10 protein-coding genes and 1 pseudogene are annotated in these 12,537 nt (G+C 38.4%); 4 read left to right on the top strand and 7 right to left on the bottom strand.

The genetic code is table 11. From position 1 onward, the window contains the following. Positions 1-85 precede the first annotated feature (85 nt). The 5 genes and pseudogenes from L3V46_RS05990 to sdhC form a co-directional block, all read right to left on the bottom strand. Positions 86-188 (bottom strand): annotated as a pseudogene (locus L3V46_RS05990) (hypothetical protein); the annotation flags it as partial. A 370-nt stretch (positions 189-558) separates the two neighbouring features. Then, complete coding sequence (locus L3V46_RS05985; protein ID WP_004717284.1) at positions 559-1,269, bottom strand: succinate dehydrogenase iron-sulfur subunit; 711 nt, start codon at positions 1,267-1,269, stop codon at positions 559-561. 14 nt (positions 1,270-1,283) lie between these two features. After that, positions 1,284-3,182, bottom strand: a complete 1,899-nt coding sequence (locus L3V46_RS05980; protein ID WP_004717286.1) for an FAD-dependent oxidoreductase — start codon at positions 3,180-3,182, stop codon at positions 1,284-1,286. Between the two features lie 12 nt (positions 3,183-3,194). Next, complete coding sequence (gene sdhD / locus L3V46_RS05975; protein ID WP_004717289.1) at positions 3,195-3,560, bottom strand: succinate dehydrogenase, hydrophobic membrane anchor protein; 366 nt, start codon at positions 3,558-3,560, stop codon at positions 3,195-3,197. Further along, complete coding sequence (gene sdhC, locus L3V46_RS05970) at positions 3,560-3,958, bottom strand: succinate dehydrogenase, cytochrome b556 subunit (RefSeq protein ID WP_126606943.1); 399 nt, start codon at positions 3,956-3,958, stop codon at positions 3,560-3,562. The genes sdhD and sdhC overlap by 1 nt, the downstream gene beginning before the upstream one ends. Positions 3,959-5,028: 1,070 nt before the next feature. Here sdhC and gltA point away from each other — a divergent pair. The 3 genes from gltA to L3V46_RS05955 all read left to right on the top strand — a co-directional run bounded on the left by gltA (position 5,029) and on the right by L3V46_RS05955 (position 9,933). Continuing rightward, entirely contained in the window at positions 5,029-6,303 is a 1,275-nt protein-coding gene (gltA, locus tag L3V46_RS05965; RefSeq protein WP_004717293.1) for a citrate synthase, read from the top strand. A 262-nt stretch (positions 6,304-6,565) separates the two neighbouring features. Next, positions 6,566-8,134, top strand: a complete 1,569-nt coding sequence (locus L3V46_RS05960) for a peptide MFS transporter (RefSeq protein WP_239045195.1) — start codon at positions 6,566-6,568, stop codon at positions 8,132-8,134. Then, the gene (locus L3V46_RS05955; RefSeq protein ID WP_239045194.1) at positions 8,131-9,933 is read left to right on the top strand and encodes an aminopeptidase P family protein; all 1,803 of its coding nucleotides are present in this window, start codon (positions 8,131-8,133) and stop codon (positions 9,931-9,933) included. The genes L3V46_RS05960 and L3V46_RS05955 overlap by 4 nt, the downstream gene beginning before the upstream one ends. 324 nt (positions 9,934-10,257) lie before the next feature. Here the strand turns inward: L3V46_RS05955 and L3V46_RS05950 are convergent, their stop codons facing one another. Both L3V46_RS05950 and L3V46_RS05945 read right to left on the bottom strand, forming a co-directional pair. Next, positions 10,258-10,908: a hypothetical protein gene (locus L3V46_RS05950; protein ID WP_239045193.1), complete on the bottom strand. Its 651-nt coding sequence runs from the start codon at positions 10,906-10,908 to the stop codon at positions 10,258-10,260. A gap of 36 nt (positions 10,909-10,944) precedes the next feature. After that, positions 10,945-11,613: a YARHG domain-containing protein gene (locus L3V46_RS05945; protein ID WP_239045192.1), complete on the bottom strand. Its 669-nt coding sequence runs from the start codon at positions 11,611-11,613 to the stop codon at positions 10,945-10,947. Between the two features lie 206 nt (positions 11,614-11,819). Here L3V46_RS05945 and L3V46_RS05940 point away from each other — a divergent pair, with 206 nt between their 5' ends. Beyond that, positions 11,820-12,503, top strand: a complete 684-nt coding sequence (locus tag L3V46_RS05940) for a DUF2306 domain-containing protein (protein WP_239045191.1) — start codon at positions 11,820-11,822, stop codon at positions 12,501-12,503. The last annotated feature ends 34 nt before the right edge of the window (positions 12,504-12,537 follow it).

The following is a 12,537-nucleotide window of genomic DNA, read 5'->3' as shown; positions in this document are numbered from 1 at the left end:
CCATGATTGATAATGCCAAATCGGTAAATTGACATTCACCCATCAGATACTCATGACCAAGGGGCGTTATAAACATTAGCTTTTACTAATGCATACAATGAATCATAACGCCCTCAATGGCATCATCACTCACTTATATACTCAACCGAAGCTGAGCAATTTTTTGCAAATCGACTTAGAAAAAACAAAGGCTTTTTTGCTTTTTCTAAAGCGGTTCTAATCTTTGCTTATAAAATTATTTATAAACTGATCTGGATCACACTTATGTAGAAAAAATGTACCAAAAACATGGTGTGTTTTTCACATATAGTGGTTTGTTAAATCGTAACATGATCTGTCACTTCAATTGATTTTTTTGACACATACCACCTATAAATTAGCGAAATACATACAAGAAATAATCTATTATTATCCATCCATTTATATCGGGTCTGTTGATACTTTTTCAATGCTTAAAGCTTAGATCCCATTCACTCGAACAAAAAACAACCACCGCATTAAAAATCCAATAAAAAAAGAGCGTACATCCCAAGATGTACGCCCTTTTTTCACATCGTATTAACCCGCTTGATCGAGCAACATGCTACGGATATGACCGATCGCTTTTGTTGGATTCAAACCTTTCGGACATACAGACACACAGTTCATAATCCCTTTACAACGGAATAATGAGAATGGGTCATCAAGTCGTGATAAACGATCTTGTGTCGCAGTATCACGAGAATCAATAATGAAACGGTATGCATTCAACAATGCTGAAGGACCCAAGAATTTATCAGGGTTCCACCAGAATGATGGGCATGATGTTGAACAACATGCACAAAGAATACATTCATACAAACCATTTAAGTGCTCACGCTCTTCTGGAGATTGTAAACGCTCTTTTGGTGGTGCAGGTTGATTATTGATTAAGAATGGATGAATTTTGTCATACTGATCGTAGAACTGATTCATATCCACAACTAAATCTTTAACCACAGGCAGACCAGGTAATGGACGAATGACGATTTTTTCAGGTAAATCGTTCAGGTTCCATAAACACGCAAGACCATTTTTACCATTGATATTCACACCATCTGAACCGCAAATACCTTCACGGCAAGAACGACGGAATGTTAATGATTCGTCTTGAACTTTTAATGCTAAAAGCGCGTCAAGCAACATACGATGCTTATCCGTCAACTCTAGTTTAAAAGTCTGCATATACGGTGCTTTATCCTTATCAGGATCATAGCGGTAGATTTCGAATGTACGTGTACCTCTACTCATCTTATTTCTCCCGATTAGAATGTACGTGGTTTAGGTTCAATTGGGTCTACAGACAATGGGCTGTAACGTACTGGCTTGTATTCAAGATGGTTATCCGCTGAATACCATAAAGTATGTTTCATCCACTCATCGTCACGACGACCATATGAATAGTGCTCATCATCAGCAGGCAATTCATAATCTACAACAGTATGTGCACCACGACATTCTTTACGTGCAGCAGCAGAAATCAATGTTGCTTTCGCTACTTCGTATAAGTTTTCAACTTCCAAAGCTTCAATACGTGCAGTATTAAATACTTTAGATTTGTCTTTTAAATGAATGTTACGTACACGTGGTTCAATCGCAAGAATCTGCTTAACACCCTCATCAAGCAAGGCTTGAGTACGGAATACACCCGCGTGGTCTTGAACGATATCACGAATCGCATCTGCAACTTCTTGTGCATTTTCACCAGAAGTAGAATCATCTAAATGATTGATACGTTTCAACGTGTTCACAAGCACATCATTTGGAAGTGGTTGGTATTCATCACCGTGATGTTTAGTCACGTAATCGATGATGTGTTCACCAGCAGCTTTACCAAATACAACCAAGTCAAGTAATGAGTTGGTACCTAAACGGTTTGCACCATGTACAGACACGCAAGAACACTCACCAATTGCATAGAAGCCTTTTACAGGCACTGTGTAATTCATTGTACCGTTGGTTGTGTATTCATTTGCAGCTTTATCAAAACCTGCATAGAAATCTGCTGCATTTTTCGCTGTTTCAGGAATAACCACTTGACCATGAATATTGGTCGGAATACCACCCATTTGATAATGGATTGTTGGTACAACTGGAATTGGTTCTTTGGTGATATCCACGTTTGCGAATTTCTTACCAATCTCAAATACAGATGGTAAACGCTTCATGATGGTATCTGCACCCAAGTGAGTCATATCAAGTAGGATATAATCACCTTTAGGACCACAACCACGACCTTCTTTGATCTCTTGGTCCATAGAACGTGATACGAAGTCACGCGGAGCCAAATCTTTCAAAGTTGGAGCATAACGTTCCATGAACGGTTCGCCATCTTTGTTACGAAGGATTGCACCTTCACCACGACAACCTTCCGTTAACAATACGCCTGCGCCAGCAACACCCGTTGGGTGGAATTGCCAGAATTCCATATCTTGTAATGGAATACCCGCACGAGCAGCCATACCAAGACCATCACCAGTATTGATATAAGCATTGGTAGATGCACGGTAAACACGACCAGCACCACCTGTAGCAAACAATGTTGCTTTGGCTTGGAATACAGCAATTTTGCCTGTTTCTTGGTCAATTGCTGTTACACCGAGTACATCACCTGCTTCGTTACGGATTAAGTCTAATGCAATCCATTCAACGAAGAATTGAGTACCCATTTTCACGTTACTTTGATAAAGCGTATGAAGAAGTGCATGACCTGTACGGTCGGCAGCAGCACAAGCACGTGGAACTGGTTTTTCACCATAGTTCGCAGAGTGACCACCAAATGGACGTTGGTAAATTGTACCGTCAGCATTACGGTCAAATGGCATACCTAAGTGTTCAAGCTCATAAACAACTTTAGGCGCCTCACGACACATAAATTCGATTGCATCTTGGTCACCTAACCAGTCAGAACCTTTTACCGTGTCATAGAAATGATAGTGCCAGTTATCGTCTTGCATGTTACCAAGCGATGCACCAATACCACCTTGAGCCGCAACAGTGTGAGAACGTGTTGGGAATACTTTAGTTAGCACTGCAACTTTCAAACCTGCTTGAGCAAGTTGATATGAAGCACGCATACCTGAACCACCACCACCAACGATGACTGCATCGAAGAACTGGCTTGGAATATTTGAATAATCTTCTTTAGGGGTTAAAGCGCCCATGACATTTTCCTATCAATTCGCCCAAAAAATCTGGATTGCCCAGATCGCATATGCAATAACAGCAATAATCACTGCTGAAGTTAACACGATGCGTAAACCTGAAGCTGAAGGACCCATCTGACGAGTAGTCACATAGTCAGTGAATACTTGCCACATACCAATCCAAGCATGCGCAACAAGAGATAAGACTGCCAATAAAGATAAAATCTTCATCGGAAGTGTCATCATAAAGCCAAACCATTGCTCATAGTTAAATCCGCCATTGCACAGAATCCAACCTAATACCACAACAGTATAAACAGCTAGAACTACAGCACTTACGCGTTGGATATACCAATCACGAGAACCTGAACCCGTTAAACCTGTAGCACTTTTCATTAGAGAACGATCCATACAAATGAAGCGATAACTGATATCGCAGCCAAGATTAATGCAATAGTTGCTGCTACGCGACCGCTTTGCAACTCTTCAGCAAAGCCTAGGTCAGCAAGTAAGTGCTTAATACCCATAATGAAATGGAATAATAAACCAGCGACAAATACCCATACGATAAAACGTACAATGAAGCCACCAAAGATTGCTTGAACTTGAGCAAAGCCTTCAGGCGAAGACAAAGACTTGTCTAAAAGCCACAAAAGTACCGGTACGAGTAAAAATACGATGACACCTGATAGACGGTGTAGAATTGATGCAATAGCCACAGGGGATTTTAAGTTTACATCTAAAACTTGACCCATGGACAAATTGACAGGTCTGTTGCTTTTCACAGCGGGCATCCTGTAAGTAAAAACTCCATCCGGAGTTTGTTGGAATTAATTCGAAGGAAAGCTAGCATTGTCAGACAAATTTAATTGCCTGAACTTTAAACGACACTGAATTATAAAACGTGCACTGTCAAAATACAAACCATCGAAATTGGCTTTTTCTTTAAAAATCACTCAAATAAGAATCATTTACACCCATTTGAAAAATAAAGCAGATCACCCACCTCTGTTTTTCAAGGCTATCTCGTTATTTTTTATGACATTTAAACATATTACTTTTATACATAATTACGTCTTATATTATTTTTATAAATTTAGACTAAAGCACAACATTACGGACAAAATCGTCCTGTGGTTAATTTCTCCCTGCTGTTTTATTTTTCATCAGCTGGTTAAGCTTTAATAGATACCCAACATGTTATTTTAAAATAGTCCTTTATTCCTATTTTAAATGGGTGCCATTTAATTCAGTGATTTGACTGAAAGCTTTATAATAAGAAAGAAAGACTTAGTTTGTGAATAATTCATAATTTAGCTGCAAGATTTTATGGTATTTGATTATTCCTAAGGCAACTAAATGCCTATTTTTATACTGATTCGATTATTTTTTATCCTTTAAAAGCTTCAATAAAAACTATTTTTTAATCAATTAAGCATTAAAATGAAAATAAATATTTCATCAACTCGTTTGGGTGTTTTTTACACAAAAATAATGACAAAAGCTATGTAAGTCGTGAAATTCAGATGGTTTTAAAACAGCAACAATGCATTTCGCAACTTACAAAAGCCACAAAATATTGGTCAAAAATGCCATTTCCTGTCTAGCAATCACAATTATTTTTCTGCACCTTCTTTAGAATTTACCTTATTATACTGACCGACTCTGAAATTTAATGATCAATCTTACTGGTTAAAGTTAGACTAACTACTGATGAAAACATTGTTTTTTCATCCATAAGTATAATTGACAAAATTTCAGTACTCACTAAGCTAAATAGCAATTTTTGATCCGTCTGACTTGTACATTACAAGATGACTCAGCAAGTTAGATAAAATATCCACCAGGACAGGAGATCTATTGAATGTCTGCAGCAACTGGCAAGAAAGCCGTTCTAGAGCTTGATGGCAAAAAAATTGAATTACCAATTTACAGCGGCACATTGGGCCCAGATGTAATCGACGTTAAGGATGTGTTGGCTTCAGGTCACTTTACTTTTGATCCTGGTTTTATGGCGACAGCTTCTTGCGAGTCTAAAATCACTTTCATTGATGGTGATAAAGGCGTTCTTTTACACCGTGGTTATCCGATTGCTCAACTTGCAACTCAAGCTTCTTACTTAGAAACTTGCTATTTATTGTTAAGCGGTGAGCTTCCAACTGCTGAGCAAAAAACAGACTTCGAAAACAAAGTCCGCAACCACACAATGGTTCACGATCAAGTTAGCCGTTTCTTCAATGGTTTCCGTCGTGATGCTCATCCTATGGCGGTTATGTGTGGTGTAGTGGGTGCGTTATCTGCGTTCTATCACAACGGTTTTGACGTTGAAAACGTAGACCACCGTGAAATCACTGCAGTTCGTTTAGTTGCTAAAATTCCTACTCTAGCTGCTTGGACTTACAAATATACAATCGGTCAACCGTTCGTATATCCACGTAACGATTTAAGCTATGCTGAAAACTTCTTGTACATGATGTTTGCTACTCCAGCAGATCGTGATTACAAAGTTAACCCTATTCTTGCTAAAGCAATGGATCGTATCTTTACGCTTCATGCTGACCATGAACAAAATGCATCAACGTCTACAGTACGTTTAGCTGGTTCTACAGGCGCTAACCCTTATGCATGTATCGCTGCGGGTATTGCTGCACTTTGGGGACCTGCGCATGGTGGTGCAAACGAAGCTGTTCTTAAGATGCTCGATGAAATCGGCTCTGTAGAAAATGTTGCACCGTTCATGGAAAAAGTAAAAACTAAAGAAGTTAAACTTATGGGCTTCGGTCACCGAGTTTATAAAAACTTCGATCCACGTGCAAAAGTAATGAAAGAGACTTGTGACGAAGTGTTAAGTGCACTTGGTATCAATGATCCACAACTTGCGCTTGCAATGGAACTTGAACGTATTGCATTAAGCGATCCGTACTTCATCGAACGTAAACTTTACCCGAACGTAGACTTCTATTCAGGTATCATCCTTAAAGCGATTGGTATCCCAACAGAAATGTTTACGGTAATCTTTGCGCTTGCACGTACAGTTGGTTGGATCAGCCACTGGTTAGAAATGCACAGCGGCCCGTACAAAATCGGTCGTCCTCGTCAGCTTTATACTGGCGAAACTCAACGCGATATCAAACGTTAATTCGTTACGCGTTCAGATCGAACAAGAGACCACCCTTTGGGGTGGTTTTTTATTACATATTCATACCAATTGGTATAATCTATTTATTTTAAAATTCATTTAAAATCAAAATATAACAATACGAATAATAAGCATAGAAAACTGAAATTTATATTTTTACTATAAAACTTACAAATCACTACTTTAAAAAACACCCAACAAATAACTTTATTTTATATATTGTTTAAAAATTTTTAATCATACATTTTCAAAGGACTTGAAGATGCCTCAACATTTATCCAAACAAGTGCACGACCCAGATCAAGCTTTTTTTGGTCACCCCCAACCATTAAAAGGTTTATTTTTTACCGAGCTTTGGGAACGTTTTTCCTATTATGGTATTCGCCCTTTATTAATCCTCTATATGGCGGCTTTAGTTGCAGATGGCGGTCTCGGTTTAGATCGCCCAACAGCATCAGCAATTGTCGGCTTATTTGCAGGCAGTATGTATTTAATGACTGTATTGGGTGGATGGGTTGCTGACAATTATCTCGGTCAGGAGCGCGCTGTGTGGTACGGCTCACTGATCATCGCACTCGGACATTTATCCATTGCATTGGCAGCTTTATTTGGACATTTCTTTTTTTATTTTGGTTTAGTTTTGATTGTGATCGGTTCTGGTTTATTTAAAACCTGTATTTCCGTCATTGTTGGCACTTTATATCAGGCTCAAGATTCACGGCGTGATGCAGGATTTTCCATTTTTTATATGGGAATTAATCTAGGTTCGTTGATTGCCCCACTATTGACTGGTTTATTGGTTAAAGAACATGGTTGGCACTGGGGATTCGGAATCGGTGGCGTTGGAATGTTAATCGCCTTACTGATTTTTAAGTTAATAACTGTGCCTCAATTAAAACAATTTAATCATGTGCAAGGCAATGAAAATAACTGGGCTCGTCCTGTACATTACAATCCTAAAGCACCCCAAATGATCATAGGTTTTATTGCCGTTGTTGGCTTGATTATCGGTCTAGTTTCTCTTGGCATAATTAACATCAATCCAATTCAGATCGCCACATATTTCACGATCACAATCTGTATTTGTATTGCCTTATATTTCAGCTATCTATTACTCTTTGCTGGTTTGAATAATACTGAGAAAAAACAAATCATTATCTGTTTTATTTTACTCATCACCGCTGCACTTTTTTGGTCGGCATTTGAACAAAAACCAACATCTTTCAATCTTTTCGCCCAAGACTTTACAGATCGCCAATTCTTTGGCTTTGAAATACCCGCAGTTTGGTTTCAATCGATTAACCCGCTTTTCATTATTATTTTCGCACCGATCATCGCATGGCTTTGGGTTAAATTAGGCAAACAAAATCGTGACCCTAGCTATATCACCAAATTCATTATTGCTTTACTCCTCGCTGCGGGTGGTTTCCTCGTGATGAGCATTGCCAGTTACTTGATCACCCAAAATGGTGGAACTGTTTCTGCATTGTGGATCGCATCAAGCCTCCTGCTTTTAACACTAGGTGAATTATGCTTAAGCCCTGTTGGTCTTTCAACGATGACGAAACTTGCTCCAACCATCATTCGTGGACAAGTGATGGGGCTTTGGTTTACAGCATCTGCTTTAGGAAACTTGATGGCAGGTTTAATCGGTGGTCATGTTTCTATCCATGAAGTTGACCAATTACCCTTGCTATTTGTGCGATGTGTCATCGCTTTACTTCTTGGCGCACTCGTTCTATGGTTAATGAGAAAACCGATTCGTAAATTACTCAATCAAACATCGACCCCCTCTCAAAAATCTATTGATATGCAATTGGAAAAAGTATGAACAGTTTGTCACCTGCCAACAAATTAGAAAACCTTCGTACAATTATGAAGAAATATCAGCAGGATGCTTTTATCGCCATGAGTGCAGATCCACATATGTCAGAATATCTACCTGATTATTGGAAAATACGTCAATGGCTAACAGGCTTTACAGGTTCAGTCGGCACAATTGTAGTTACTCAAGACTTCGCAGGTTTATGGGTAGATGGTCGATATTGGGTACAAGCTGAACAGCAACTGGAAAATACAGGTTACGTTTTACAAAAGCAGACACCTGATGAATCATCAACATATTTGGCTTGGCTTTCACAACATTTAGCCAAAGATGCAAAAATTTCAGTCAATGGACACACCATTTCTGCCCTACAATTTGATGCGCTAAGTCTAGTTGCTCAATCCCAGCAATTTGAAATCCGAACAGATTTAGATTTGATTGGTGAAATTTGGACTGAACGCCCAGCACTGCCCCTACAACCCATTTGGCAAATGGCAGATGATTTAAATGCGCAAACACGCTTAGAAAAAATAACTGCGATCCGTCACAAACTTATTCAGAAAAAAGCAACGGGGCATTTTATTTCTGCACTCGATGATATTGCTTGGATTTTGAATTGTAGGGGGCGTGATGTTGAATATAATCCCGTGTTCTTAGCACACTTATATATTGACCATTCTCGAACTGTACTTTTTATTGATGATGCAAAACTTTCAACTGAAATGCAGCAAAGATTTGCTTTGGATAACATTGAAATCTTAGCTTATAACGCAAGCATCGAGTTTTTGCTCGAACTTAAACAACAAAATATTTTAATTGATCCTGCTAAAGTCTCAATTTCATATGCGCAGGCCATTGAGCAGCAAAGTCATTTAGTCCAAGACATTAATCCAAGCACTTTATTTAAATCGCAAAAACAGCCTATTGAAATTACCCATATACGCAGTGCAATGACCAAAGATGGTGTTGCCCTATGTCATTTCTTTCATTGGCTAGATAACGCATTGGCTGATAAAGAATCGATCAATGAACTCACCATCGACGAAAAAATTTCAGGCTTTCGCGCACAACAAGCAGGTTTTATTGGATTAAGCTTCTCGACAATTGCAGGCTTTAATGCCAACGGTGCATTACCCCACTATCGCGCTACAGAAGAAAGCTTTAGCGAGATTAGTGGTGATGGTTTGCTGCTGATTGATTCAGGCGCACAATATGATGAAGGAACCACAGACATTACCCGTCTTGTTCCTATAGGCACCGCAAGCGTTGAACAAAAGCGCGATTATACACTTGTATTAAAATGTCATATTGCGCTTGCTCAAACTGTTTTCCCTGAAGGCATTGCATCACCTCTTTTAGATTCGATCACACGTCAAACCCTGTGGAAATATGGTTTGGATTATCGTCATGGTACAGGTCACGGTGTAGGCTATGCATTGAATGTTCATGAAGGCCCACAAGTGATTTCATATTATGCCCCAGTCACACCCTCTACCAAGATGCGTGAAGGGATGATTACCTCTAATGAACCAGGCTTATACCATCAAGGCAAGTACGGTATTCGAATTGAGAATCTTGTCGTCAACAAAATTAAGCATTTTGAAGATACGACCTATGGTCAATTTTTAGAATTCGAAACACTAACGCTGTGCCCGATTAACCTAAGCTGTATTATTTTAACGTTGTTAAATGATGATGAAAAAGCATGGTTGAATCAGTACCATCAAACAGTCAGAGAGCGATTAGCACCTCACTTAGAAGGTGATGTTTTAAACTGGCTAAATGAAAATACCCAAGCTATTTAACATTTTCCGTAAAATTTAAAAAGCTCAAAGTAGCTGACTTTGGGCTTTTTTGAAAATCTATATACCATTGATGCATATAATAAAGATAAAATTCTGCACTTTTTAGCATAGTGAGTTTATGGAAAACACATACAACAAAATATCGTTTATCTTCAATAATAAAATTAACCGTCGAATATATCGGACGGTGATATGAATGCTGTGACTACCTTGCCTTACATTTTAAGTTTAATTACTTTGCACAGATGATGCTTCATTTTTCAGAGATGGAAAAAGTGAATCCCATCTGATCGAATCACCAAGCACTGCAATCAACACGGGGACTTATAGTACGATTTTAATTTTTTCCGTTTTGGTTGTAACTTTTGCATTTTTACACGCATTGGATGATTGAATAGTTTTAATCACTTCATTGCTGGCGGATAAAATCTTTAAACTTGAAACAATTTCCCCACCCGTTTTACAATCTTCCTCACCCAACTTCTCACTAAAACGCCCCGGATCACTCGAAGATTCAGCAGTTACAATAATTTTAGCTTTCCATCCATCAAAATAGACTAAATCAGTTGTCTGGGAAACTTGCCCCTGACCCGAGCCTGCAGATTCTATTTCAATCAAATCGATTGGTTTTGCTCGATATTGCACCGTATGTACTGTGAAATCATTGGCTTGACCACCGAACTCAAGTATTCGAGATTGTTTTAGTTTTGGGCGCGTCAATATATAGCCTCCCCAAAAATTTCGTCCTGCATTTTCAAATGTTACACCAGAGAGATAAGCCAGCTCTCCTGACAACAAACGAACCTCTTTTATATAATCAATCATTATCGCTTTGGCGGGTGTAGCTTGAGAAGCGTTTAGGTTCGTTATACTGTTGATCACTGCTTGATCTGTAGGTGTTGCTGCAAAACTTAGGGCAGATGAACTTAAAACAAAAACCATAATACTCAATCGAACTGAAGGATAGTGAAGCATAAGATAAATTCTCAGATTTTGTGATTGATTGTGTGCTTAACGACCCCATTCCATTTTCGCCATATACGGACGAATTTTTTTAATACGTTGGATATTGGTCTTTTCAATCTGAGTTAATTGATTTTCAACATTGGTACTGCATGGCATATACCAATTATCGTTAGCAAATTGAGAGGCAATCTCTTTATTGGCAAATGAATAACCATGACGCGCATAAATTTCATTACGCATCCAGTCCAGTTCTTCAGGAGGAATTTGTAGATCCTCATCTTTTAATAAACGTTGTGATGCAACTGGATAATCACCGACATCTTTTTGATAACGACACTGTTGCGGCTTTAAATCAAAATATTTTGGTTTAACCTTAGCCGTTGTAGATTCCCAACTAGACTCCAACACATTCGGCTGATTCTGTTTTACAGTAAACGTAAACACACCACTACTTGCTTTAGCACCACTTTCTGTTGCGGTAATTTTATAACCTTGTGAAGTCGTCTGTACTTTCCCTGAAAAATTTTGTTTATTTTTACCGAGAACACTATAGCCTTTGACCTGATTACGATCGATAGATTGGATGAAAACAGCAATTTTCTGCTCATCATATTTTCCAGACCAAGATTTTTGCAACTGTTGAATATCCAGTGCATAACTATTCTGGAAACCAATCATTCCTAATCCAACGAGTGTGATTAAACTTTTATTCATTGTTATACCTATTTGTTATGAAGATATTGGATGCATTTTCACATTGATTTTAGATTAAATTGTTTGCTTTGTGATCTACTTTAAGATAAATAAATCAGGATTCATTGTGGTTTATTTTAAAATCTATGCCATACCCAAACATAAATATGCTGTTTCAACCTATCTTCCACTATAATTTCTCAATCACCATTCCATTATAAGCAGTGATGAACAAAACAAAAACTACCTTGGCATATTCAAGCTTGAGTCTGATTTCACTCGTGATCTATGCTTATTTATGCTATCTCATGGTCGCAATATGTTTGCAATATTTCCCATGGCAAACTGATCAGCATTTTCTCTTGTTAAAGCAAGATGTAGTCAATACTCAACCTTGGCAGGTAGCTTTTAAAATCCATGTGATCAGCAGTAGTTTTGTACTCATCGCTGGATTTACACAGTTTTTCCGTGTCTTCCGCACGCGTTATCCCCGAATTCATCGCTGGAGTGGTTGGCTCTACATCATCACCATTTTGGGGCTGTCTTTACCCAGTGGCTTAATTTTAGCTTTTTCAGCGGCTGGAGGGTTATCCACACAAATCAGCTTTGTCTTATTAAGTTCACTCTGGGCGATCACCACCCTATCCGCTTTGTACTTTTTATTGAAAAAGCGCTGGATTTTACATCGTGACTGGATGATCCGTAGTTTTGTACTGAGCCTTTCAGCGCTGAGCTTAAGGACATGGAAAATCGTGCTTTATCAGTTACAACCATATTTTGATTGGTTAACCCCAATTCACATCTATCAGCTAGAATCTTGGTTAGGTTGGGTGGTCAATTTAATCCTAGCTGAAATCATTATTTTTGGATTACATCGTCGCACAAGACAAAAAATAAAAGCCCTAAATTAATTTAGGGCTCTCACAAAAAGTGTTAAGCAATTGA

Source organism: Acinetobacter sp. AG3 (assembly GCF_022343575.1).
In the GTDB taxonomy this organism is placed as follows: domain Bacteria; phylum Pseudomonadota; class Gammaproteobacteria; order Pseudomonadales; family Moraxellaceae; genus Acinetobacter; species Acinetobacter guillouiae.
Note: the sequence above shows the minus strand (reverse complement) of the source record. Positions and strands in the feature narration are given on the sequence as shown.